This window comes from Rhizobium sp. O111 (assembly GCF_055616315.1).
Genome location: NZ_JBSHXL010000003.1, coordinates 248,318 through 271,688 on the forward strand (window position 1 = coordinate 248,318; position 23,371 = coordinate 271,688).

The following is a 23,371-nucleotide window of genomic DNA, read 5'->3' on the forward strand; positions in this document are numbered from 1 at the left end:
GGACCGCATCGCAGGCGAAAGCATGTCGCGGGCAGGTGCTGCGCGATATCGGCCTTGCGCCAGATGTCTTGCGGATCCGGTATCTTCATCTTAAACCGGGCATCTGCCGATCACGGCGCGTTGTGAGCGGCAAAATGGCTGACGAGCCACGGATGAGTGATTGCCCACCCGCCGGATGACCTGATGAGCGACCTGTTTGACACTGCTGGACGGATGAATCCGCAACCTCTTGCCGCGGCGCTGAGGCCAGCGACGCTCGACGACATCATTGGCCAGGAAGCTGTTGTTGCTCCTGGCTCCATCCTGCGCCGGCGTATCGCGGCCGGCCGGCTGGGAAGCATCATACTCTACGGTCCTCCCGGCCTCGGCAAGACGTCGATCGCCCGCGCCGTCGGCAACATGCTTGGCAAGACGTTCCGACCTCTCAATGCGACACGGGCGGGCGTTGCCGATATCCGCCGGATCGCCGACGGCGCCCGCATCCATCCAACCCTGATTTTCGTCGATGAGGTTCAACGCTTCTCGGCGACCCAAACCGACGATCTTCTGGCGCTTTGCGAAGAGGGGCTCGTCGACTTCATCGGCGCCACGACTGGCAATCCGTTCCATGTCCTGACACCCGCTCTTGTCTCTCGCTCGACGATCATTCGGCTCGAGCCCTTGACGCTTGGTGAAATGGAACAGGTCGTTCGGCGCGGCATCGATCATCTGCACGCGACCGACATTCCGATTGTCCTGACGCCCGATATGGTCCGGCTGATTGCCGGCCGGTCGGGTGGAGACGCCCGCCGAGCTCTCACCACATTGGAGAGCCTGGCCGTCGGTCACGCTGGCGATCAAGACATCGTCATAACAGATGACATGATCAACGAAGCTTACGCGTCTGCCCCCATCAATCACGATCGTTCGGGTGATGCCCATTACGACATCGTCTCGGCCTTCATCAAATCCATGCGCGGTTCGGATCCGGACGCGACGCTCTATTGGCTCGCACGGCTGATCCACGGCGGCGAGGATCCGCGCTACATCGCCCGGCGCATCATGATTCATGCGTCGGAAGATATCGGATTGGCCGATAACTCGGTGCTCCAAACCGCGGTGGCGGCTTCACAGGCGGTCGAGAAAATCGGATATCCGGAAGCGCAGACGATTCTGGCACATGCCGCCCTTCATCTGGCGCGTGCGCCGAAGTCGAGTTCGGCTTCCCGAGGCCTAGGGCTTGCTCTTCAGTACGTCGCCTCGCAGCCCCCGGAAAGCGTCCCGCCGCATTTGCGTGATGCGCATTACAAGGGGGCTGCTTCGCTCGGCCATGTCGGATACCAGTTTCCGCATGATGATGCTCGAGGCTGGGTCGAGCAGACCTATGCGGAAGGGATCCCCCGGGGAGCCTTCTATCAGAGCGACGCGCGCGGCGCATCGACATTTGAAAAACGGGCCGATGAGTTCTGGGAACGTGTCACCGGGATGCCGCCCGTTCGTCGCTGAGGTCGTTCGTCCCGTAGATCGCCGCGTGCCCGCGCACGGCGGACTGAGAACGCCTGGGCTGAACGGGCAGATCACGGGATGTTGGCGTATAAAAGGGAGCGTTGGGAGGGGAGGAACGGCTCCCTTTAACCTGTCAGAAACTCGCCTTGAGGGATGCCATGACGTTGATCGGCCTCCCCGCGTAGTTTCTGTTATGCCCGCCCTGGTTTCGATGTAGCGTTGGTCGGTCAGGTTGCGACCGATAAGCGAGAAATCCAGATGCTCGTTGACCTTGTAGGCGAGTGACGCATCCAGGGTGTAGCCATCGACGAAGAAGCCGTTTTCCAGGTCGCCGGGGCGTTCGCCCGTGGCGGTGATACCGGTGCCCCGCTTCACCTTCGAGCTTGCCGGTCTGGAACTCCTCGGTCGTGGACGATCAACCGCTAACAGAAAACGGACACAGTGCCCTAAGCTATTCGTACCAGTCGCTGTCATGGCGACGTCGCCAGTCGCGATCGCGTCGATCGTAGTGACGGTTGTTTTCTCTGAAATCTCGGTCGCGGTAATGGCGTCGCTCGGCGCTCTCAGGGTGTTTTGTACAGCGCCACGGTTCGCGGTGACACACATTCGCGTCACCTCCGAGCAAGCTGTCGTACCCGCCCTTACCCTTAGCATCGAACGCGTGGACCGAGCCTGTGGTCAAAAGAGCTATGCCGATTGCGATGAAAACGTTTCTCATCCTCTAGCCTTTCATTATTCCTGCATCGATGAACAACACAACGAGCTGTGGACATCGGTGCCTAAACATGTGAGCCTTGTTGAATGTTCCACCTTACAGACCTCGCCGTTTTTGCGTTGATCGCCGATGTTAGAAGCATTTCGGGTGCTGCGCGTTCACTCAAAATGCCTAAATCGTCTGTGAGCAGGGCTCTGGCGAGGTTAGAGGCCGAAGTCGGCCGGGTCTTAATAGAGCGCTCGACAAGGTGTCTTCGCCTGACCGAGACGGGTGAGATGTTCTACGCCCATGCGTGCCGCATCTTGGACGAAGTGGCCGCCGCGGAAGAGGCGATCGGCAATATGCCCTTTTGTCCCGATGAGCTCCCTCGGCAATGATGATCTCTAAAGGCACGGCGATATGCGGGGCTTTGCAAGGGCGCACAGACGTAGCGGACGGCCCGGTCCTTTAGCGCTGGTGCGCATGGCGGAGCTCCAGTGGCGCATCCAGCTGGTTGAGCGTAGCCCGCTGAGCAGTTCGCGACATTTTGGAATCTTGCGCGTTTCAAATCCTCAACCGAGGAGAAAATGATGTCAAAACGCGAACTCGTCGATACAGGGACGAATAAGCGATACATCCGTCGCGCCAAAGACGGCGAGTTCAATAAATCGACCGACATCGGTCGTTCGCTCTTTGCGGAGCTGCAGATTGCACCGGCTCTGGCCAAGGGCTACGCCTGATGCCCATGAGGGCTCGGCCTCTAGAAACGTGTGACAAAATTGATCTGTGCCGCGCTGGAGCGCAGATCCTTGCCAAACTCACCGGTATAGGCGAGTGTCAGGCGCGCCGACTTGGCAAGCTTCGCAGAAATACCAAACTGTGTCACGATCGAGTTTTGCGGAATATCGACGCCACCGATGAGTAATGGCGAACCGCCGGCGAAGGCGAGGCTGGAATATGGCGTCACATCACCCGCGACATGTCGCCATCCCAACATGCCGGAGAACAGGATAGGCACGTCGCCTTGCGACCAATCCATGGACCAACGCAACCCAACCGTCGATGTGGCGATTGCATCGTTACCGCCCCCAGATGACAGAGCTGCAGCGCCGCCACTTTCCTGAAACGCGTCGGTCTTGAGGTTGACGTAAGCGAGGTTGGCAAATGGCTGGAACCTGACGGCATTCCATTGTTGCGTCCACGAGACATCTGCGAACAGCTGGCTGGTGGCGCTCGCATACTCGGCGTTCAGTTCATTCGAAAATGTTCCAAACGAGACGTCCCTGTGTATCGAAGCTTCGTTATGGGAGTAAACGGCGCCGCTTGTGAGGGTTATCGGCCCGAAGTCGCCCGTGGCATAAAGGCCGGCGTGGTAGGAATCCGCGTCCGCCTGGTCCAAGGAGCCTCTGCTGTAACCCGCTATCGCGCCAACGCGCCATTGATCGGAGATCGGCGCATCGGCTCCAAACACGACACCGGAAACGCCGGTATCGATTCCCGCCGCATTTCCATTGTCCGACCAACGGTTGGACGACGCGTAGCCGGAGGTCCAGAAAACCGCGTCGTCCGCGCGTGAAGCGATGTCATTGAGGATCGCCTCGCGCGCGAAGCGGCTCTCCCACAGGAGGGCGCTCTTGAGCGAGGCATGAACCTCGCCGCTCAGTTGCGGGAACGCGCTTTTCGCGGTGATGTCATCCAATGACAACACTGCGTCATAGACCGCGTTGCCCGAGCCTGATGCTTCCACGGCCGTAGCGGTTGCCCGACCATTCGCCGTATCGGCGACGTCGGCAAAGCGCACATTGTTGCGATCGAGCGTCATGTCTATGCCGGTGACATCATAGGTGAGTGTCGGCGACAAAAAGGCAAAATCGCTTGAGATCGTATCGAAGGCGCCAGTAACGCTTCCGGCGGTCAGGATCGTGTAGCTGCTTGTCGTCGCATAATTGCCGCCAGCCGCTCTGATGTCGAGCCTGCCTCCCTGGATGGCAACCGCGCCTGTCGCATTGACGCTGTCGGAGCGGCCGTCGGCCTGGATGTCCACCTGATAGGTCGAGCCGGCGCCAAACGTCAGATCGCCGTTGACGCTGAGCGTCGCGATACCCGGTCCTGGTGACAACGAGCCGCCAGCATTCACGACGAGCTCGCCGACGGCGCCGCTACCGGATAGCAGACCGCCGTCATTGACGTCGACCGCGCCCGAGATAATGCCGTCGTTGATCAGCGCGCCGCCCGAAACCGTTGCCGTTCCCGCTATGGTTCCGGTGTTTGAGAACGTGCCGCCATTGTTCACCAATGCGGCGACAGTCCCGTCGTTCGCGGTGCTGCCGGCATTTGTAATCGTTCCCGCCACTGCGCCATTGTTGTTGATGAGGGTGCCCCGCGCGCCGACATCGACGTTGGCCAATGTCGCATTGTTGACGACCTCACCTCCGCTCACTGTCGTGTTGCCGGTTACCGATCCACCCGCGTTGTTGACGAAACTCCCACCGTCGTTTTGAACGGAGGCGATCGTTCCGGCATTTGTGACGCTGCCGGAATTCCTGATCGCGCCCGCCGTGGCCCCACTGTTGTTCACGAACGAGGCCACGGCCGCGACGTCGGCGTCGGTGACGATGAAATTGTTGATCACGGTTCCGCCCGCGACCACGGTTTGCCCGGCAATCGTGCCGCCGGCGTTGTTGGTGAAAGTGCCAGCCCTGTTGGTCAGGCTGGCAACCGTGCCGGCATTGGATGTGGTGCCGGCATTCGTGACATCCCCGGCGGTCGCGCCAGTGGCGTTGGTGAAGATGCCCGCCGTGCCGACCTCGACGCCGTTGAGCGTGGCGTTGTTCGTAACCACGCCGCCATTGACGCTGGTATTGCCACTAACGACCCCACCTGCATTATTGACGAAGGTTCCGGCATCGCTTTGCAGGGAGGCGACCGTGCCGGCGTTTGTAACGGTGCCGGAGGTCCTGATTGCACCGGCCGTGGCTCCCGTATTGTTGATAAAGGCAGCGGTGGCGGCGACGTCGGCATCGGTGATGACGAAGTTGTTCGTGACGGTTCCGCCAGTGACGGTGGTCTTTCCAGTCACCGTTCCGCCGGCGTTGTTGATGAAGGTGCCCGCCGTATTGGTCAGGCTCGCAATCGTGCCGGCGTTGGATGTGGTGCCGGCGTTCGTGACCGCCCCCGCGATGGCGCCGCTGGAGTTGGTGAGGATGCCCGCCGTGCCGACCTCAACCCCATTGAGCGTGGCGTTGTTCGTCACATTCCCGCCGTCGACGTTGGTAGTACCGGTGACGATGCCGCCCGTATTGTTGGTGAATGATCCAGCCTCGTTCTGGATGGAGGCGATCGTTCCCGCGTTTGTGACGGTGCCGGAATTCCTGATCGCGCCGGCTGAGGCTCCGGCGTTGTTGATGAAGGCAGCGGTGGCGGCCACATCCGCATCGGTGATGACGAAGTTGTTCGTGACGGTCCCACCCGTGATGGTCGTCTTTCCGCTAACCGTTCCGCCGACGTTATTGGTGAAGGTCCCCGCCGTATTGGTCAAGCTGCCTACCGCACCGGCATTCGACGCCGTACCGGCATTGGTGACCGTCGCGATCGTCGCGCCGCTGTTGTTGACCAATGTTCCGCCGGCGGAGATGTTCGCGGCGCCGGTGGCGCCATTATTGGTAAGGGCCGTCCCGGCCTTGACCTCGGCGCTGGTGAGCGTGCCGGTGCCGGTTACGGTGACATTGCCGTTATTGAGGTTTAGCTGGCCACCGAGGTTGCCATCAAGAGAGAGGCTGCCGCCGTCCAGGCTGACATCCGAGTTGACGACGCCCCCCTGGTTGATGCCAAGGCTGCCCGAGCTGATCGTGATGCCGCTCGCGGCATTGAGCGTACCGTCAGAGGTGACGGTAACGTTGCCACCACCCACATCGAGATGGCCGATCGTGACGTCCGTCGTGACCTGCGGGGAACCTGCGTCCACGCGCGCGGTGTCGCTGGACCCGGGCGCGGATGGGGTCCAGTTGGATGAATTGCTGAACTCATTGTCCGCGGTACCGGACCACGCGGACTGGGCAAGGCAGTGCGCCGGCAGCGTGGCCGATGCAAGTGCCGTGAACAAGCCTAGGCGGCGGGAGAATGCCGAGAGCGGTGATTTCATCTGGTTCGGTCGAGGCTAACGGGCACCCGCCATGCATCGACGGGATGGTTAACAATTTCTATCCAAGCCCGGTTAATGAATTACTAATGCATGGAGCGACGCCGGCTCTCGGCCGAAGCCCTTGGTCGGGGAGAAAGTCTTCCGCCACTTCCCGAGCAAGGTCCGGATGACATTCGTCGCACGGCAGAGGCGTTCAACAAGATGCAGGAACGGCTCCGTCGCTTCGTCGACGACCGGACCAGAATGCTCGCGGCTATCGGTCGTGATCTCAGAACGCCCCTGACGTCACTGCGTCTGAGAGCGGAGTTCGTTACCGATAAGAACGTCCAGCAGAAGATGCTGGGCACCATCGATGAGCTCCAGAACATGACCGAGGCCGCGATTGCTTTCGCGCGCGGAGAGGCGAACGTCGAGGAGACAAGAGCCATGGAACTGGATGCGCTGGTCGGCAGCAACCGCGACGATCTCTCCGATCTCGGCCAGGCTGTCGAATATGTCGAGGGCCCGACGATGACCTATCGATGCCGCCCGGATGAATTGCGGCGCGCCGTGCGCAATCTCGCTGAAAACGCCGTGCGCTACGGTGGGAAGGCGCGCGTGCATATTGTGCAGCCGCTTGCGACGGTCGATATCGTCGTTGAAGACAGCGGCCCTGGAATTCCGGAGACAATGCGTGAGAAGGTATTTGATACCCTTCTATCGGCTTGAGGCGTCGCGCAATCGAGATACGGGTGGTGTCGGCCTGGGCTTGTCCATCGCACGGGCGATCGCGCGCCAGGGGCGGCGACATCATTCTCCGTTCCAATGATCCTGGCTTGAGGGCGATCATATCTCGTCCGAAGGAAGGACGCACCGACACCGCGATCAAGGGAAGGAAGTGTCGTTGACACGAACGGTCTCGAGAGTGCGGCCGGCGCGGGATCGCGTGGCTTAAGCCCGAAAAGACGTATAGCTTCCGATGCCATCCGCGATGGCCGGCGCTTGCTTCCGAAGCTGTCTCAAGAAAAACGATGTTCCTTGTTTGGCAAGGGTGAGGCAAACGCCGTGTCGCCAACGCTGATGGTGCTGTCGCCATCAGCCCTTACGAGCACGGCTCCGAGGGTGTCGACATCGAGATGAATGATCGAATCCGCTCCCAGCCGCTCGATATGCCGGACTGTGCCCCGCCATTTACCATCGGTCGAGGAAAGCGCCAGGTGCTCAGGCCGGATTCCGTAAACCCGGCACCCCTCGGCCTTGGCCAGGGCTCCGTCGAACAGGTTCATCTTGGGGGATCCGATGAAGCCCGCGACAAAGGCGGTCCGCGGACCGTTGTAGAGCGCCATCGGAGAGCCGACCTGCTCGATGTGACCGCCGTTCAACACCACGATCTTGTCGGCCATGGTCATGGCTTCCACCTGGTCGTGGGTCACGTAGATCATCGTCGCGCCAAGGCGGGCATGCAGCTCGGTGAGCTCCATGCGCATCTGAGAGCGCAGCGAAGCGTCGAGGTTGGAAAGCGGCTCGTCGAACAGAAACACCTTCGGATTGCGGATGATCGCTCGCCCGATCGCCACGCGCTGCCGCTGGCCGCCGGAAAGTGCTTTCGGCTTACGATCGAGCAGATGCGAGAGCTGCAGAATGTCCGCGGTCTGCTTCACTTTCTCAGCGATTTCCGCCTTCGGGCGTCTCGCGAGCGAGAGACCGAAGCCGATATTTTCGGCGACCGTGAGGTGCGGGTAGAGAGCATAGGATTGAAACACCATCGCGATGCCACGCTCGGAGGGCTCGGCATCGGTCACATCCTTGTTATCGATGACGATCTTTCCGGCGCTTGATTTTTCCAGGCCCGAGATCATCCTCAGCAACGTCGACTTTCCGCAGCCCGAAGGTCCGACGAACACACAAAATTCTCCGGCGCCGATGTTGAGATCGACGCCCTTGATGACTTCGAGGCTACCGAAGCTCTTTCTGACGCCATCGAGAACAACGCTGGTCATGGCTTATCCTTTCACTGCGCCGGCCGTCATGCCCGCCACGATCTGTCGATTGAAGAAGATGAACACGATCAGCGGCGGAATGGTCACAAGCAGGATGTTCATGAACAGCAGGTTGAACTGCGTCTGGAACTGTCCCTGGAAATTATAGAGGGTGAGCTGCACGGTCACGTTTTCCCGGCCGGGCAAATAGTAGAGCGGGTTGGTGAAATCGTTGAAGATCGCAATCGACTGGACGACGATGACGGTCACGGTCACCGGCTTCAGCAGAGGAAGCACAACCCGGAAGAAGATCTGCAGCGGCTTTGCGCCGTCGATGATCGCCGCCTCGTCCAGGTCGCGCGGGATGGTCGCGATGAAGCTTCGAAAAAGCAGCACGGTGAACGACAGGCCGTAGGCGACCTGGATCAGGACCATGCCGGAAATCGTCTTGAAGAGACCAAGCGCCTGCAACACCCAGATCGTCGGTACCACGGCGGGCGGGATCATCAAACCGGCGAGCACAAAGGCATAGATCACCGCGTTCCATCGCGATGGCCGGCGCTGCAGCACATAGCCCACCATCGCGCCGAACAGCACGAGCAACGTGACGGCAACAACCGTGATGACCGTCGAGTTGAAGTACGCCAGCAGCAGCATGTAATTGCGGGCCTGGATCACATCCACGAAATTCGTCCAGAGCTGCCATTCGCTCGGCAATGTGAATTTAAGCGCCGCGGCATCCTGCTTGGTTTTCGCGGCCGTCAAAAAGATGAACAGGAACGGCATGACGAAGATCACGCAGCATGCGGCGAGCGCCGAGGCCCCGGTGTAAAACTGGCGCCGGGTCATACATCGACCTCCCTGCGATTAAGCCAGAAGGTCAGCGGCAGAACGATCACCGCGATCAGCACGAACAGTATGACGTTCCCGGCGGTGGAAAGGCCGTAAAAGCCAGCCTGATATTGCTTGTAGATCACGCTCGCGAGCACGTCCGAGGAAAATCCGGGGCCACCCTTCGTCATCGCCCAGATCAGATCGAAGCTGCGCAGCCCGCCGATCAGCGACAGGGTGATGACGGTGATCGTCGCCGGCTTGACTAGCGGTATGGTGACGCGGAAGAGCATCTGCGTTCTGGTTGCGCCGTCGATGCGCGCGGCTTCGTAGTAGTCGGCGCTGATGGATGCCAGTCCGGCGATATAGATCACCGTCGCAAGCCCGATGCCCTTCCAGAGATCGACGAGCACGATCGAATAGAGCGCCAGCGCCGGATCCGTCAGCCAGCCCGGTCCGTGGATGCCGATGGCGGCCAGCGCGACATTGATGATGCCACGCGTCGGATGCATGAGAACCGAAAAGGTAATGCCGACGCCGATGGTCGACACCAGCACGGGAAAGAAGATTACCGTTCGAAGAAGACCCTGAGCCCAAAGGCCGGATGTCAGCAGCACAGCCAGAAGCAGGCCGAGAACCGTCTTCGCGGCCGACGTCGCCACCGCATAGATTACAGTGTTGGTCAGCCCCTGGATGAGGAAAGGCTCGCGAAAGAACTGCTTGTAGTTCTCAAGCCCGATGAACTCTGTCGTGAACAGATCCCAACGTGTCAGGCTGAACCAGAAGGATGCGATCGTGGGTGCCAGGAACAGAACGGTAAAAATGACCGCCGCCGGCAGGATGAACCAATAGGGGTAGGGTGACTTGCGTATAACCATGGCGGTTCCTAAGCACCTTGCCCGGATATTTGCCTGGCAAGGTGCGTCTGGATGTTACCAGTTCGGGAGGCCGAGCTGCTTGGCCTGCTTGGCGACGTCCTGGTCGTAAAGCGCGGCCGCGTCCTTGGCGGAACGGATACCCGTTCCAACCTCGACGGTGATCTGCTCGAGCGCTGGTCCTTTCACGGGCGACAGGAATTCCAGCGCCGGGCCATTGCGGCCTTCCGTCTGGAAATAGGGCAACATGTCCGTGACGGCTTGCGGCACGTCCTTCGGCAGCTCGCAGCCCTTGATCAGGTAGGGACCCGACGGAACGGCCTTCGCCATCAGCTCGCAACCTTCCTTGGAGGCCACGAAATCGAGGAACTTCTTGGCTTCGTCGAGATGCTCGGCCTTGGCTGACAGATAGAGTGCCGCCGGCATCCAGATCGTCAAACCGTTCTTCGCGGCATCGGTCCCGGGTTCCGCGAAAAAGCCGACATCCTGAACGTTGTCGGGAAAGTTCTGCTGGATGTTGCCGATCCCGAAGGTCAGGCTGGGATAGTGCGCTGCCTCACCGGTCGAGACCATGCGCATGCCGTCATCGAAGCTCGCCGCGCCGAAATCCTCGTTAAAGAATCCCGCTTTCGCGACCTCTTCCTGATGCTCGAAACCGCGAAGTGCCGCGGGTGTCGTGGCGTACTTGACCTTGTTGGCGGTGTAATCGTCAGCAAAGGTCGGAACTTCGGTCTGGACGTTGAAGAAGTCCGCCAGGACGAAGATCTGCGATGTCCAGGTCGTGCCGTATGTCTGGGCGATGGCGACCTTGCCGGCTGCCTTGATCTTCTCGTTGTTGGACATGAATTCGGCCCAGGTTTTCGGCGGCTGCAGCCCAAGCTCCGCGTAGATCTTCCTGTTGTAGAAAATCCCGCCGCCCATCGCCGGGCCGAAGGGTATCCCGCGCACATGACCATCGGATCCGCTGACCACCTTCTTGAAGCTTTCGAGAATACCGGCGGCGGATGGGAGATCGGAGAGATCAGCCATCGTCTGCTCGGGCTTCAAGGCCTGGAACAGAGAGCCGCTGTTATACTGGAAAATGTCAGGCATCTCGCCGGTCGCCAGCCGCGTCTTGACGATGTTGTCGCCCTCGGAACCGCCCGCTCGCTGCTCCACGTCGAAGGTCACATCCGGACGCTTCTCGCTATAGGCTTTGGAAACGGCATCGAAGGAAGCGATGGTTTCCGGGTTCGTGTCGATCAATACGCTCAATGTCACGTCTGCGTGGGCGACGCTACTCGCCAGCGCCAAAGTGGCCGCCGCGATGATGCTGCACTTGGTCATCCGCATGGTCGTCTCCTCCTCCAAAGGACTTGCGATTTACCGTTAAGATCAGTCACGTCGTGCGCGGCTCGCCGCGCCGTCTTGATCAGATGTCGAAGGTGATCGAATGGCTCCCATGTCCGATCTGGACACGCTCGTCATCCACCACGTTGGCGCCGTTCACCGTCAGGTTCTTCCTTGCACGATTACCGCGCATATGCACGGTTATGCCATCTGGGATTTCAAGATGGCACGTGACTTTCCCCCCGTCGATATCCCATCCGGCCTCGATGCGGCCGAAGCGCGTGTCGTGCCAGGCCGCAACGGGCGATAGCGCCGGAAGGATAGCCGGATCGAACTCGATTTCCTCGAAACCGGGCTTGTCTTCAAGCGGCCTGATGCCAGCCACATCCTCGAACAGCCATTGGCAAACGGCGCCATATGCATAGTGATTGTAGCTGTTCATATCGGGATCGTAGATCGTTCCGTCTTCGGCAAGCGCATCCCAACGCTCCCAGATCGATGTTGCTCCGCGCTCCACCTGGTAGAGCCAGCCGGGAACCTTGCGATTGAGGAACATCTTTTCGGCGAGATCGAGCATGCCGAGCCGGGTGAGGGCTGGCAGCAACGCAGGGGTGCCGATAAACCCGGTGCCGATCACGCCATCGGTCTCTTCCGCGACGCGGCGGAAATAACCGCGACCTGCCTCTTCATATTCCAGCGGAACGAGACCATGGAGGAAGGCGATCGCCCACGATGTCTGGTCGTTATGGGCAATGCGCCCTGATGGGGAAAAGAACTCGTTCTTGAATGCCGCGCGGATGTCCTCGAGCTTGCTGTCGAGGCGCCGTGCCTCGCTCGTATCGCCGAGGACCCGCGCGATCTTCGCCGTCAGCTGCGTTGCGACGAAGTGATAGAGCGTCGCGGCGCAATCGTCGGCGACGGTCGGGCGCGGCTTTCGATTGTCGCCGACCGGCTGCAGCCAGTCGCCAAAGGTGAAGCCGTGCTCACCCCAAACCGCCGGAGGGCGGATGATCGGGCCGTTGGAAATACCCCAGAGGTAATCCAGCCAGTGCAACATCGCCGGAAAGCACTCCCGCAGGACTGCCTTGTCGCCATAATGCAGATAAAGCTGCCATGGGATGATGACGATCGCATCGCCCCAACCGGTCGATCCGGCCCAATCGCCGCGGTTGCTGATCGGATGCAGACGTGTCGGATCCGGCGAGAAGTGCGGCACTGCCCCGTTCTCTCTCTGATCGTGCATCACATCGCGAAGAAATTTCCGGAGAAACGACTGGCTCTCGGCAAGCCAGCATGCGGTGCCGGCAAAGACCTGGGCGTCGCCCGTCCACCCCAGCCGTTCGTCGCGCTGCGGGCAGTCCGTCGGTATCTCGATGAAGTTCGATCGCTGCGACCAGATCGTGTTCTCGACAAGGCGGTTGACGGCGGGCACGCCGGTCATGATGCCGCCTGTCGCGACCGGGACCGAGGTGATCGGGACCATCTTGATGGAGAGAAGCTTCGCATCGCCGGTGACGGTCACGCGAGCGTAGCGGAAGCCCATGAACGTAAACAGCGGCGCGTAGATTTCGACGCCATCTCCCGACAGCGTGTAGACCAACTCGGCCCTGGCACTGCGGTAGTTGCGGTTGTCGAAGAACCGGTTTGGCCCGAGGACTTCGGAATGCTCCACGCGTACGCTCGCGCCAGCCTCGCCTTGGGCCTCGATGCGGATATACGCCCCGGCGTTCTGGCCGAAATCATGGACCAGCCGGCCATCCTCTTCCGTCCAGCTGTCGATCGGCTCGAACGGGGCGAGCTCGACAACGGCGGCCGTCTCATGGGGCACAAGCAAGGTTTTGTCGAAGGCGAGTTCTTCAACGCCGAACGCGTCTTCCGCCCTCAAGCGGGCGTCGTAGTCCTCGCCGTAATAGATGCCGTTCCTGGTGACGGGGGTCAGTCCACTTTTCCAGGTGGAATCTGTCTTCAGCGCCAAGGCGCCATCGACGCTGAGTTCGGCAATGGCGGCTGTGCGATCGCCCCAGCAATTGAAGATCGGGTTCGACGCCCACATGAGCTGGCCGCGATACCAGCCGTCGCCGAGCCAAATCTCGATCCTGTTCTCGCCCGGCTGAAGCAGGCTGGCGACGTCATAGGTCTGATAGGCGATGCGATCGTCGTAGCAGGTCCAGCCCGGCGTCAGCAGGTCCGAGCCGACGCGGCGGCCATTGATAAAGGCGCGGTAGAGCCCGAGCGCTGAAATGGTGAGCACGGCTTCGCGAGGGGCATGCTCAAGCTGGAAGTCGCGGGACACGAATGTGCCGGCGGTGCCTTGGCCTTCATCGCATAGTGGCGCCACAATCGCGGCGGTGAATTGAAATGACGAGCCAGCGGCAGCGCTCGCGCGCCCTTGCATAATATCCATGTCCCCTCCCGATCCGCTTGAGGCGGACCCATCAAACGAAGTGTGTATCGTTATATGTATATCATTCTACATTCCTGTTTGATGTGCAACAGAAAAATGCCTATACTCCGGGCAAGATTGATATGAACGGAAAATTATGCAGACCTTTCAGAAGGATAACGACGGAGCGCGAGCGCGGGTCACCATCCGCCATGTCGCGGAAGACGCCGGCGTCTCGGTCGCCGCGGTATCGAAAGTCCTTCGCAACGCATATGGCGTCAGCGCGCTTCTGCGCACGAAAGTCGAGACGTCGATCGAGAAGCTCAACTATCGCCCATCCGTTGCCGCCCGCGCCATGCGGGGGCGGACGAACACCATTGGCGTGCTGGCGATCGAGCTCTCTAACCCGTTCCTGCCCGGCCTGATCGAGGCGGCCAGCAACACGCTCGCCGACAGCGGCTTCAAGGCGCTGGTCGGGCTCGGGCGATCTGCTCAGCCGATCGAGGCGTCAATGATCGAGTCGATGATCGACAACCGCATGGATGGCGTTCTGATCATCGCTCCCCGTATTTCCGGCAAGGTTCTCGAGCGCTACGCCAAGCAGATTCCGATCGTGGTCATCGCGCATCACGAGCCGGACGCTCAGACCTACGACACCGCCAATTCCGACGACCGGAAGGGCGCCTACCTCGCTGTCGAGGCTGCTCTTTCGAAAGGCTATCGCGATATCGCGATGCTCGGCTACGACATAGAGGGCTCACCGGCCACCATCGTCGCCGTGCAAAGAGAGCTCGGTTATCTGGACGCCATGAGGGCGGCCGGCTTGGAGGCGCGCGTGCTGCGGCTTCCGCCTGTTGATGCCGACAGAACCGCCGCCCTGAACGATTTTCTATCCGCTCTCGATCGCCCGAGAGCCGTGTTCGTCTGGTCGGATCTCGATGCCGTGCCGCTGATCAACATCGCGCGGATGCGAGATATCGGCGTGCCCTCGGACCTGGCCATCATCGGCTACGACAACTCGCCCGTCTCGGCGCTGCCGCTGGTCGGGCTGACAAGCGTCGACCAGAACCCCGTCCAGTTGGCACGAACGGCGACGCAAATGTTGCTTGAGCGGATCGATGGCAGACGCGAAGCCAGACATGTCTTGGTCGAGCCCCATGTCGAACATCGCGGTAGTTCGTGACATGACGCCGGCAAACACTTCCTGACCTCCGCACCGTCCGTCCTTTGCCCATCTTGTGCGCCGGCTTAAAACACGCTTAGCTGGTGTTAAGGGAGCGCGGATGAGGGGGTCGGCATGAAGCGGCATGGCACGTCCAAGGGGCTTGTGGACTGGTCCCGGCCGCTTAGGCTGCATCTTGGCGTGCTGGTCGTTGGATCGCTTCTCTGCACATCGGTACCAATCATCTGGATGGCCTTCAGCCAGGGAACGAGCGCGGCAGTCACCGCGGGGGCGCAACAGATGCGCGAGATGAGCCTGCGGCTGATCGAGGGATACCGAAACACATTGCAGGAAGGCACCGAAGCGGTGGCGCTGGCCTCGACCATGCGGCAGCTCGCCTCCGCGCCGCCGGCGGATATCAGCGCGAAAGAGGGCTTCTTTCTCGAGGTTCTGCGCAACGTCCCCAATGCGACAAGCGTCTACACCGGATATCCTGATGGCTCGTACCTGCAGGTGATCGCCGCCATCCGCGATGACGTCAGGCAGACGCTGTCGGCGCCCGATGGAACGGCTTTCGCGATCCGGACGATCGCCGGCAGGGACCGGCCGGACGCCGTGTCAACGCTGCGTTTTCTCGATGCCAACGCCCGCGTGATCGAGGAGAGATCGGTCGAGTACGCATCCTTCGATCCGCGGCAGCGGGCTTGGTACCAGGCGGTCGTCCAGGATAGAAAGGCGGTTTCGGTCGGGCCCTATGTGGCTGGAACCCTCAAGACGCCGACGCTGACGATCGCGGCACCCATGCGCGACGACGGCAACGTCGTGGTCGGTATCAACATCCACCTGAGGACGATCAGTCGTCTCCTGGATGCCAGCCAAATTTCGTCACGCGCCCGTGCCTACATTATCGACGATGAAGATCAGCTGGTCGCTCATTCAGACCCCGACATCATGAATAGACTGATGGATCTATGGTCTCGAAGCGCCGGCGGCATCGGCGCGACGGCAAGCGGTTTCGACACCAGCCTGGCCACCGTGGCCAACCTGCGGCGAGATTCGGCCCTCGGCGCCGGAGGGCTCGCGCGGCTGGACCTCGATGACGAGCGCTATCTGATCCAGGTTGCGCCGATCAGCGTGTCCGGTTTGTTCGCGGGAAGCGAGGCGGCGATCGTCGTGCCATTGGCGGACCTCGTGGAGCAAGCAAACCGATCGCTGATGCACAATCTCATTATCGCTGCTGGCTTTGTCATCGCGGGTGTCGTCGCGTCGGTGCTTCTGTCACGCATGGTCAGCCGCTCGCTTAACCAGCTGGCGGAGGAGGCACGGGAGATCGGCAACCTCGACGTTCACGAAAAGACCACCTCGCATTCCTTGATCACCGAGATCAATACGCTCGCGACCGCTCTCGCGGCAAGCCGCCGGGCCATCGGCCAGTTCGCGCTCTATGTGCCACGTGAGGTGGTTCGGCGGATCGTGGGGCCGGGCGGGCCGGCCATCGTCACCGCCAAGCGGCAGGAAATAACCGCGCTGTTCACCGACATCCGCGACTTCACCACCATCTCCGAGCAGCACTCGCCGGAAGACGTCGTCGAAACGCTCTCCACCTATTTCGAACTGCTGAACAGCATTGCCGAGCGCCATGGCGGGACGGTTGTCCAATATCTCGGCGATTCCATCTTCGTCATGTGGAACGCGCCCGTCGAGACCGCAACCCATGTCGAAGAGGGCTGCCGGTGCGCCCTTGCGATGAAGGCAGCCGTGGATGCGTTGAACGATGCCAATGAGAGGGATGGACGTCCGCTGCTGTTGACGCGATTTGGACTGCACACCGGGCCGGCCGTTGTCGGCAGTTTCGGTGCCGCTTCGCGCCAGCAGTACACGGCAATGGGTGATACGATCAACGTGGCGTCACGGCTCGAAGGGCTGAACAAGGAGTTCAACACGTCGATCCTGGTCAGCGCGGCGGTGAGGGATGCGGTCGGCGGTGGGTTCGATTTTCGACCGCTCGGCCTGGCGCGGCTCAAGGGGCGGGCGGGCAAGGTGGATGTGTTGGAGCTTGTCGGCGCGCGCTCGACCGGCCCGGGCTGATGAGCTCTGGGTGGTTCATTGCCCAGCTCCGCCGGACACGGGCGTTCCGCCATCACGGCGCCGGCGCCGATTTCGTACAAGCCGTGACAGGACGTTGCGCTTTTTCTTCTTCCTCGGGATAAGGTCGACGTCGCTCACAAGCCTCGCACCGCCATCGCGCTTTTCCAATGTGATCTTGCGGCTATGAAACGCTTCCAGTTCGACGCGATGCCCGACGCTCAAGATAGTGGCCTTCGGCAATTCGCCGATCAGCATTTCCATCAGCCGATCCTGGCTCTTTTCGTCGAGGGCCGAGGTCGCCTCATCAAGAACGATGATATCGGGATCGTGCAACAGCAACCTTGCAAACGCCAACCGCTGCTTTTCGCCACCTGATAATGTCTGGTCCCAAGGCGCCTCGTCTTCGATCCTGTCCTTCAGATGACCGAGGCCGACCTGCTCAAGGCCACCGCCAATCTCCTCGACCGTCCATGTGTCGGCGCCCGCCGGATAAGTCACTGCCCTGCGGAGCGTCCCCGATGGGATGTAAGGTCGCTGCGGCAGCATGAAGAGGCGTTTGTCGGGGCGGAAATTGACGGCGCCATCGCCCCATGGCCAGAGGCCGGCGATCGCCCGGACCAAGGTGCTCTTGCCGGATCCGGATTCGCCTGCCACAAGCACCCGCTCCCCTGGCTGGATCTCCACCTCCGTCTCCTTGACCACGGCCGTGCCGTCGCCCAGCGAGACAGAGAGATCGTTCAAACTGAGGATCGCATCGCCTTCGGTTTCGCCGCGTTTGATACGTCCAAGCGCATTGCTCTGTTCAGCCCGCTCCAGCCCGTCGATCGACATCATCAGGGACGCGACGCGCCTTGCGCATGCGTTCCAGTCGGCGAGCCGCGGATAGTTGTCGACCAGCCATCCGAACGCGCTTTGGACAATGGTGAACGCGGATGCGGCCTGCATGACCTGACCCAAACTCATGCTGCCGTCGAGGAATTTGGGCGCGCAGAGCAGAACAGGCACGACCGGCGCGATCAGCATCGAACCGTGCGAAACCAGGGTCGTTCGCATGTACTGACGCGCCAGCAGGGCCCATTGATGCAGAACGTTGCCGAAGGTCTTTTCCAGGTCGTTGCGCTCTTCGTCCTCGCCACCGAGCAGGGCGATGCTCTCGCCATTTTCGCGCACACGCGTCAGCGTGTAACGAAATTCGGCCTCCACCTGGTTCTTGGCTTCCGAGACCTTGACGAAATGGCGGCCGATGAAGGCGATCGAGGTTGATGTGATAATGGCGTAGAGAACGGCCGTGACGACCAGAAAGCCGGGAATGGTGATCACGGTTCCAGCGATCGGCAAAGACAATGCTCCACCGATCATCCAGAGCACCACGATGAAGGTCGAAGCCGAAACGAAGGCCGCGATGACGCCGGCGACGAAGTCGACGGGGGATTCGGTGGCGATGCGCATATCCTCGGAAATGCGCGCCTCCGGATTCTTGTGGTCACCGCCGATGAGATTAAGCTGATAGTAGCGACCGCTTGCCAGCCAGCGCCCGATGAGCGCTTTCGTCAGCCATGATCGCCAACGCCGCTGCATCTTCATGCGCATGTAGACCTGAATGGTGACGAGGGCAACGCTTCCCAGCACTAGCGGCGGAAAGAGCGCGCCAAGGAAGTAGACCGTGGGCGCATCGCGCTTTTCGATGGCATCGAAGAGGCCGCGGTTCCAGACGTTTATGCCGTATTGGAAGCAGACGTTCAGTCCGATCAGCGCCAGCAGGCCGATGGATAGCGGCCAAGCCAGCTTGTCACCGCGCCGCGTCCAGTAACCGCGCGCGCTGATCCAGAACCGCTTGAGAAGATAAGCCCTTCGTGCCGCCTCGAATTCCTCGGGCGTCACGTCTTCCTCGGGTTTCAGGACCTCTGGTGGAGGGGCGATATCAGGCGTTGGCGTGTTCTCCTGGGCCGGATCTTCTCTTTCACCCGGTTGGGTGCCGCCAGCGTTGGTCGGATCAATATCATCGTCCCTCATGACCAGCTAAACGTTCTGAAAATCAGAAAGTTTCAAAACCGCTGACAGGATGTTAGTGTCCGCCGCGTGGCTCGTCGGTCTCGTCAACGATTGATGGCAAGAACGACTGGACCTCAGCGCGCTCCTTATCCGGGAGGGTCGCAATCCTCGTCTGCCAAAAACGCTCGGCTTCCGGCGTATCCTTGTCCCAGGCTCGCGTTGAGGCCTTGTTGTCGTCAAAAGCCGCCAACCGCCGTCCTCCAAGGTGGCGATACTCGTCGGCTGTCTGCTTGGCGCGGTTCATCATCTTAGTCTCCTTTCCACGGATCCCGATGGCGAAGCACCCGACGCTGCACGCGCTTCGCCACGGGAGAGTCTCGGATGGGGTTTATTCCGAGATGCTGACACAACGAATTTTCTGGCCGGTTGTTCCCGGCCAGCGTTTGGGTTGGGAACGACGGTCCGAAGCTGTCGCCGACTGGTGTGGCGTCAACCGCTCGCTGTAGCGGTCTTGAAACTCCCGCCGGAGAAACCACGTCTGTATGCGGGCCGCGAGGGAGATGCGCATGAGTTATGACGTGGTGGTGGTAGGGGCGGGCTTTTCGGCAATCGCCACTGTCTGCAATCTGATCGAGCATCTTCCCGCTTCGGCCAAGGTTGCCGTTGTTGGCGATGATCCGGGCTTTGGACGCGGAACCGCTTATCGCTCGGAGCTCTATCTGCACAGATTGAATGTGCCGGCCGGCAGGATGAGCCTCTTTCCCGACAGGCCGGATGCGTTCGTGACGTGGCTTGCCGAGCGCAAGCGTCCGCTGCGTGATGGCGATTTCGCCTCGCGCCAAGATTATGGGCTCTACGTTCGAGATACGCTCGCAGCCCTGCTGCGGGATAAGCGATCACGCTGCAAGGTCGATTTCATCCGCGCGAAGGCCACCGGCTGCGTGGAGCGCTATAGCGCCACGCTTGGCTTCCTGCTCGACAATGGCGACGAGATCGTCGGACGAAACGTGGTGCTATGTCTCGGCGTCGGCAACGCGCCGATGCCCGTTAAGCTCTCTGGACTTTCCGCGGAGGCACACGACAGGACTGTCGAAAATCCCTGGCGCCTCTCTTGGCTTCGTCGCGTGGAGGCACATGACAGTGTCTGCATCCTCGGCTCGGGACTCACGATGATTGATCAGGTCCTTGCCTTGTTTGCCCAGGGGTTCCGCGGCAGGATCGACGTGCTGTCGCGAAGGGGCCTTGTGCCGCACGGGCACGCAAGGACACCAAAACCACCGGCGGATTTTGATCCGGCCAGCCTGCCGAGCAGCATGAGTGCGCTTCTGCGCGAATTGCGCCGCGAGAGCCGCCGCTCCGGAGACTGGCGCAGCGTCATGGACACCTTGCGTCCGAAGACGCAGGCATTGTGGCAGCGGCTGCCGCCGTCGGAGCGCTCCAGATTTCTGCGTCACGGTCTTGCATGGTGGAACATTCATCGCCATCGCGTGGCGCCGGATGTTTACGACAGGTTTCGCGGCATGATGGCGAGCGGTCAGGTGTCGGTTCATGCCGGATATCTTCAAAGCGTCGAGCAGGCGGGAAATCAGCTTATGCTCCGCTACCGCGGGCGAGGAACGCACGATGCGAGGGATATTACCTGCGATTGGCTGGTTAACTGTACGGGCGTGGAACGCGCCGGCATCGCTCATTCGCCCTTGCTGCGGGAGATGATGCGGCAGGGTTTGATCAAGGCCGACCCCCTTCAGCTTGGTATTGGAGTGGACGAGGCTTCCAGGGTTGTGGGCGGCAATCCCGGTTCAGTGCCGATGCATGCGGTAGGCGCGCTGACGGCCGGTCAGTTCTGGGAGATCACGGCTGTTCCCGATATCCGGGCACAGGCGCGCACTGTCGCGCGACGGATCAGCGACAGCATCGCGGGGTAAAATTCCAATGGCTTGTGTGGAGCGCGTCGGAGCTCCACGCGCGGCCGCGGAATAAGGAGCTCGTCATGACCGATATCGTCATTCATCCGCGGATTGAAAATCGCCCGAATAGCTTTACCCAGGAAGAAATCGGCTGGACGCCTGGCTCGAGCCGCTTTCGCAGGGGGAGTTCACCGAACGGCACTGGGCCGGCCTCGTTGACGCCTCTCGGTCGAAGTCTCCGTACTTCATGCTCCTTGCGCGCGATCCGGGGATCCTCGAAGCCCGCACCAAGACCGACAAGGACATTTTCTACAATACCGAGGCGGGTTTGCCGCGTGCCGAGCGTGAGCTTTCCGCCACGGCCGCTTCGCGCAGCAACGGGTGCATCTTCTGCGCCTCGGTACATTCGCGCTTTCCGTCGCATCATTCGAAGCGCACTGAAGAGGTTCAGAGGCTGCTTGACGAAGGCACCGGCGCCGATCTCGCCAGCCCCCGTTGGAAGGCCGTGGTCGCGGCCTCGGTGGCTTTGACCGCGACACCGCCAGCATTCGGCGCGGAGCAGGTCGACCAGCTGCATGACGAGGGTCTCGACGATCTCGAAATCGCCGACGTCATTCGCGGCGCCGCCTTCTTCAACTGGGCGAACCGCCTCATGCTCTCGCTCGGCGAGCCGACACCGGCGAAATAGCGGTTGTCGCCCGTAAACGGGCGACAACGATGGGTCAGATGGCGTTTGCCAGCTTGTCTTCGATATAGAGCTGGCGGAGCTTCAGCGTCTGGGGTCCAGGCTTTCCGTCGCCGACCGCCTGTCCGTCGATCGAGGTCACGGGTAGAACGAAGTTGGTCGCCGAGGTGATGAAGGCTTCGGCGGCATCCTTCGCTTCCTCTGGCGTGAACGCGCGTTCCTCGACGGGAAGGCCGGCGTTGCGAGCGATGTCGAGAACGCTGAGGCGCGTGATGCCATGCAGGATCGCGTTTGACAGGCCCCGCGTGATCAGCGTCCCATCCTTGCTGATAATGTGTGCCGTTGCCGCGCTTGCTTCGGTTACGAAGCCGTCCTCGACCAGCCAGGCGTCATCGGCGCCGACGGATGCGGCCTGCATCTTCGCCATCGAGGGATAGAGCAGCTGGACCGTCTTGATGTCGCGCCGAGCCCAGCGCTGGTCGGGAACGAGCGCAACGGAAATCCCCGTCTTGACCTTCGGGTTGTCGAGCACGGACTTGGCCTGGGTGAACAGAACCAGCGTCGGGGTTGCGTTCTCAGGGAAGGCGAAGTCTCGGTCGGCGGCGCCGCGGGAAATCTGCAGATAGATAAGCCCCTCCCGAAGATCGTTCCTGCGGACGATCTCGCGATGAACTTCAAGTAGTTCCTCTTCCGTCAGCGGGCAGGCGATGCCCAGTTCGGCCGTGGAGCGCTGCAGGCGTGCCGCGTGACCGGCATACTCCAGCAGCTTGCCGCCGATCACGCCGGTGACTTCGTAGATCGCGTCGGCGAACAGGAAGCCGCGGTCGAAAATGGAGACTTTCGCGTCAGCTTCGGCGAGCCAGCTGCCATTCAGATATACGGTACGGGTCAAGATCAGTCCTCGTTCAGATTTCAGGCTTGGAAAAGGGCGCGATATCCACGCCAGCGGCGATAAGTTTGTCACGCAGGGCGCGCGCCGTTACCGCCGCACCCGGCGTATCGCCGTGAATGCAGACGGTGGCCGCGGTGACGTCGAGACTTGCGCCACCGACCGTCGGAATCTTGTTGTTGCAGACCATCGAGAGCACCTGGTCGACGCTTTGGTCGACATCATGAATGACCGCGCCCTCCATTTGCCGTGGCGCCAGCATGCCATTTTCGAGATAACTGCGATCGGCATAGACCTCGCAGGCGACGCTGAGGCCGGCGGCCTCGGCGGCCCGCATGGTCCGCGAATAGGGGAGAGTGATGAAGACGAGGTTCGGATCGACGGCGCGGATGGCGCGCACGCAAACCGCCGCCAGTTCCGTATCCTCGGCCGCCATGTTGCCAAGCGAGCCATGTGTCTTCACATGGGTGATCGGCCAGCCGAGCGCCGACGCCATCCCCTGGATCGCGGCGATCTGATAGATGATCTGCGCCTCTATATCCTCAGGCCGCTCGCCCGAAATTCTGCGTCGGCCGAAACCGTAGAGGTCCATGAAGGATGGATGGGCGCCGACGGCGACGCCATGCTTCTTGGCGTTCAGGATCGTGTCGCGCATGACAATAGGATCGCCGGCATGGAAACCGCAGGCCACGTTCGCCGTGGTAATGATCTCCATCATGGCCGCGTCGTCGCCGATCTTGTAGGCGCCGAAGCTCTCGCCCATGTCGCAGTTCAAATCTACTGATACCATGGCTGAACTCCTTGTTCGCGAGGGCGCCGCCGGCCATTCGTCAATCGCCGCTGAGGGTGTGATAGTGCTTGACATACAGTTGGTGTACTGAAATGACAAGGGCATTGTCGATTGAGAATCTCGCTTGTCGAGACGTGTTTGATGGTGATGGTGGAAATATCT

Annotated in this window: 17 protein-coding genes and 2 pseudogenes; 9 read left to right on the plus strand and 10 right to left on the minus strand. The window is 61.0% G+C overall.

The annotated features are described in order from the left end of the window. Positions 1 to 183 precede the first annotated feature (183 nt). The 4 genes from ACVTFQ_RS26950 to ACVTFQ_RS26965 all read left to right on the plus strand — a co-directional run bounded on the left by ACVTFQ_RS26950 (position 184) and on the right by ACVTFQ_RS26965 (position 2,919). Positions 184 to 1,485 carry a replication-associated recombination protein A gene (locus tag ACVTFQ_RS26950; protein ID WP_111564591.1) on the plus strand — a complete coding sequence of 434 codons (1,302 nt, stop codon included), beginning with the start codon at positions 184 to 186 and terminating at the stop codon, positions 1,483 to 1,485. A 472-nt stretch (positions 1,486 to 1,957) separates the two neighbouring features. Continuing rightward, positions 1,958 to 2,323, plus strand: a complete 366-nt coding sequence (locus ACVTFQ_RS26955; RefSeq protein ID WP_470424644.1) for a hypothetical protein — start codon at positions 1,958 to 1,960, stop codon at positions 2,321 to 2,323. Then, positions 2,287 to 2,577 (plus strand): LysR family transcriptional regulator, encoded by a 291-nt coding sequence (locus tag ACVTFQ_RS26960; protein ID WP_111564523.1) that lies wholly within the window; start codon positions 2,287 to 2,289, stop codon positions 2,575 to 2,577. Before ACVTFQ_RS26955 ends, ACVTFQ_RS26960 begins: the two co-directional genes overlap by 37 nt. A 192-nt stretch (positions 2,578 to 2,769) precedes the next feature. After that, on the plus strand, positions 2,770 to 2,919 hold the full coding sequence (locus tag ACVTFQ_RS26965; RefSeq protein WP_181459325.1) for a hypothetical protein: 150 nt from the start codon (positions 2,770 to 2,772) through the stop codon (positions 2,917 to 2,919). 20 nt (positions 2,920 to 2,939) lie between these two features. Here the strand turns inward: ACVTFQ_RS26965 and ACVTFQ_RS26970 are convergent, their stop codons facing one another. Beyond that, positions 2,940 to 6,143 (minus strand): autotransporter outer membrane beta-barrel domain-containing protein, encoded by a 3,204-nt coding sequence (locus ACVTFQ_RS26970; RefSeq protein ID WP_470424263.1) that lies wholly within the window; start codon positions 6,141 to 6,143, stop codon positions 2,940 to 2,942. Positions 6,144 to 6,410: 267 nt separating this feature from the next. On the opposite strand from ACVTFQ_RS26970, the pseudogene ACVTFQ_RS26975 reads away from it, so the two are divergent. After that, a pseudogene (locus ACVTFQ_RS26975) lies at positions 6,411 to 7,207 on the plus strand (sensor histidine kinase); the annotation flags it as partial. 111 nt (positions 7,208 to 7,318) lie between these two features. Here ACVTFQ_RS26975 and ACVTFQ_RS26980 read toward each other — a convergent pair. The 5 genes from ACVTFQ_RS26980 to ACVTFQ_RS27000 form a co-directional block, all read right to left on the minus strand. After that, positions 7,319 to 8,299 (minus strand): ATP-binding cassette domain-containing protein, encoded by a 981-nt coding sequence (locus tag ACVTFQ_RS26980; RefSeq protein WP_113200966.1) that lies wholly within the window; start codon positions 8,297 to 8,299, stop codon positions 7,319 to 7,321. A gap of 3 nt (positions 8,300 to 8,302) precedes the next feature. Continuing rightward, positions 8,303 to 9,127, minus strand: a complete 825-nt coding sequence (locus tag ACVTFQ_RS26985) for a carbohydrate ABC transporter permease (RefSeq protein WP_111564526.1) — start codon at positions 9,125 to 9,127, stop codon at positions 8,303 to 8,305. Continuing rightward, on the minus strand, positions 9,124 to 9,987 hold the full coding sequence (locus tag ACVTFQ_RS26990; RefSeq protein WP_111564527.1) for a carbohydrate ABC transporter permease: 864 nt from the start codon (positions 9,985 to 9,987) through the stop codon (positions 9,124 to 9,126). Before ACVTFQ_RS26990 ends, ACVTFQ_RS26985 begins: the two co-directional genes overlap by 4 nt. 54 nt (positions 9,988 to 10,041) lie before the next feature. Next, on the minus strand, positions 10,042 to 11,316 hold the full coding sequence (locus ACVTFQ_RS26995) for an extracellular solute-binding protein (protein WP_112949525.1): 1,275 nt from the start codon (positions 11,314 to 11,316) through the stop codon (positions 10,042 to 10,044). A gap of 79 nt (positions 11,317 to 11,395) precedes the next feature. Continuing rightward, a complete protein-coding gene (locus tag ACVTFQ_RS27000) occupies positions 11,396 to 13,708 on the minus strand; it encodes a family 78 glycoside hydrolase catalytic domain (protein ID WP_470424615.1) in 2,313 nt (770 codons plus the stop codon). Positions 13,709 to 13,853: 145 nt separating this feature from the next. Between ACVTFQ_RS27000 and ACVTFQ_RS27005 the strand changes: the two genes are divergently transcribed. Next, positions 13,854 to 14,879, plus strand: a complete 1,026-nt coding sequence (locus ACVTFQ_RS27005) for a LacI family DNA-binding transcriptional regulator (RefSeq protein ID WP_111564529.1) — start codon at positions 13,854 to 13,856, stop codon at positions 14,877 to 14,879. 114 nt (positions 14,880 to 14,993) lie between these two features. Then, positions 14,994 to 16,946 (plus strand): adenylate/guanylate cyclase domain-containing protein, encoded by a 1,953-nt coding sequence (locus ACVTFQ_RS27010; protein ID WP_409527938.1) that lies wholly within the window; start codon positions 14,994 to 14,996, stop codon positions 16,944 to 16,946. A gap of 15 nt (positions 16,947 to 16,961) precedes the next feature. Here the strand turns inward: ACVTFQ_RS27010 and ACVTFQ_RS27015 are convergent, their stop codons facing one another. Together ACVTFQ_RS27015 and ACVTFQ_RS27020 are read right to left on the minus strand one after the other, a co-directional pair. Then, the gene (locus ACVTFQ_RS27015) at positions 16,962 to 18,959 is read right to left on the minus strand and encodes an ABC transporter ATP-binding protein/permease (protein WP_111564530.1); all 1,998 of its coding nucleotides are present in this window, start codon (positions 18,957 to 18,959) and stop codon (positions 16,962 to 16,964) included. 52 nt (positions 18,960 to 19,011) lie between these two features. After that, positions 19,012 to 19,245 (minus strand): hypothetical protein, encoded by a 234-nt coding sequence (locus tag ACVTFQ_RS27020; RefSeq protein ID WP_111564531.1) that lies wholly within the window; start codon positions 19,243 to 19,245, stop codon positions 19,012 to 19,014. A gap of 253 nt (positions 19,246 to 19,498) precedes the next feature. On the opposite strand from ACVTFQ_RS27020, the gene ACVTFQ_RS27025 reads away from it, so the two are divergent. Together ACVTFQ_RS27025 and ACVTFQ_RS27030 are read left to right on the plus strand one after the other, a co-directional pair. Further along, positions 19,499 to 20,863, plus strand: a complete 1,365-nt coding sequence (locus ACVTFQ_RS27025) for an FAD/NAD(P)-binding protein (RefSeq protein ID WP_470424264.1) — start codon at positions 19,499 to 19,501, stop codon at positions 20,861 to 20,863. A 65-nt stretch (positions 20,864 to 20,928) separates the two neighbouring features. Further along, positions 20,929 to 21,533 (plus strand): annotated as a pseudogene (locus tag ACVTFQ_RS27030) (alkylhydroperoxidase domain protein). 34 nt (positions 21,534 to 21,567) lie between these two features. On the opposite strand, the gene ACVTFQ_RS27035 reads toward ACVTFQ_RS27030, so the two are convergent. Further along, positions 21,568 to 22,428 carry a D-amino-acid transaminase gene (locus ACVTFQ_RS27035; protein ID WP_111564595.1) on the minus strand — a complete coding sequence of 287 codons (861 nt, stop codon included), beginning with the start codon at positions 22,426 to 22,428 and terminating at the stop codon, positions 21,568 to 21,570. Between the two features lie 7 nt (positions 22,429 to 22,435). Continuing rightward, entirely contained in the window at positions 22,436 to 23,209 is a 774-nt protein-coding gene (locus ACVTFQ_RS27040; RefSeq protein WP_111564532.1) for a LamB/YcsF family protein, read from the minus strand. Positions 23,210 to 23,371 lie beyond the last annotated feature (162 nt).

What these genes read in the sequence shown, in the direction of transcription:
- ACVTFQ_RS26950 (WP_111564591.1), top strand. Translation starts at nt 184, where the DNA reads ATGAGCGACCTGTTTGACACTGCTGGACGGATGAATCCGCAACCTCTT.
- ACVTFQ_RS26955 (WP_470424644.1), top strand. Translation starts at nt 1,958, where the DNA reads ATGGCGACGTCGCCAGTCGCGATCGCGTCGATCGTAGTGACGGTTGTT.
- ACVTFQ_RS26960 (WP_111564523.1), top strand. Translation starts at nt 2,287, where the DNA reads ATGTTCCACCTTACAGACCTCGCCGTTTTTGCGTTGATCGCCGATGTT.
- ACVTFQ_RS26965 (WP_181459325.1), top strand. Translation starts at nt 2,770, where the DNA reads ATGTCAAAACGCGAACTCGTCGATACAGGGACGAATAAGCGATACATC.
- ACVTFQ_RS26980 (WP_113200966.1), bottom strand. Translation starts at nt 8,299, where the DNA reads ATGACCAGCGTTGTTCTCGATGGCGTCAGAAAGAGCTTCGGTAGCCTC.
- ACVTFQ_RS26985 (WP_111564526.1), bottom strand. Translation starts at nt 9,127, where the DNA reads ATGACCCGGCGCCAGTTTTACACCGGGGCCTCGGCGCTCGCCGCATGC.
- ACVTFQ_RS26990 (WP_111564527.1), bottom strand. Translation starts at nt 9,987, where the DNA reads ATGGTTATACGCAAGTCACCCTACCCCTATTGGTTCATCCTGCCGGCG.
- ACVTFQ_RS26995 (WP_112949525.1), bottom strand. Translation starts at nt 11,316, where the DNA reads ATGCGGATGACCAAGTGCAGCATCATCGCGGCGGCCACTTTGGCGCTG.
- ACVTFQ_RS27000 (WP_470424615.1), bottom strand. Translation starts at nt 13,708, where the DNA reads ATGCAAGGGCGCGCGAGCGCTGCCGCTGGCTCGTCATTTCAATTCACC.
- ACVTFQ_RS27005 (WP_111564529.1), top strand. Translation starts at nt 13,854, where the DNA reads ATGCAGACCTTTCAGAAGGATAACGACGGAGCGCGAGCGCGGGTCACC.
- ACVTFQ_RS27010 (WP_409527938.1), top strand. Translation starts at nt 14,994, where the DNA reads ATGAAGCGGCATGGCACGTCCAAGGGGCTTGTGGACTGGTCCCGGCCG.
- ACVTFQ_RS27015 (WP_111564530.1), bottom strand. Translation starts at nt 18,959, where the DNA reads ATGAGGGACGATGATATTGATCCGACCAACGCTGGCGGCACCCAACCG.
- ACVTFQ_RS27020 (WP_111564531.1), bottom strand. Translation starts at nt 19,245, where the DNA reads ATGATGAACCGCGCCAAGCAGACAGCCGACGAGTATCGCCACCTTGGA.
- ACVTFQ_RS27025 (WP_470424264.1), top strand. Translation starts at nt 19,499, where the DNA reads ATGCGCATGAGTTATGACGTGGTGGTGGTAGGGGCGGGCTTTTCGGCA.
- ACVTFQ_RS27040 (WP_111564532.1), bottom strand. Translation starts at nt 23,209, where the DNA reads ATGGTATCAGTAGATTTGAACTGCGACATGGGCGAGAGCTTCGGCGCC.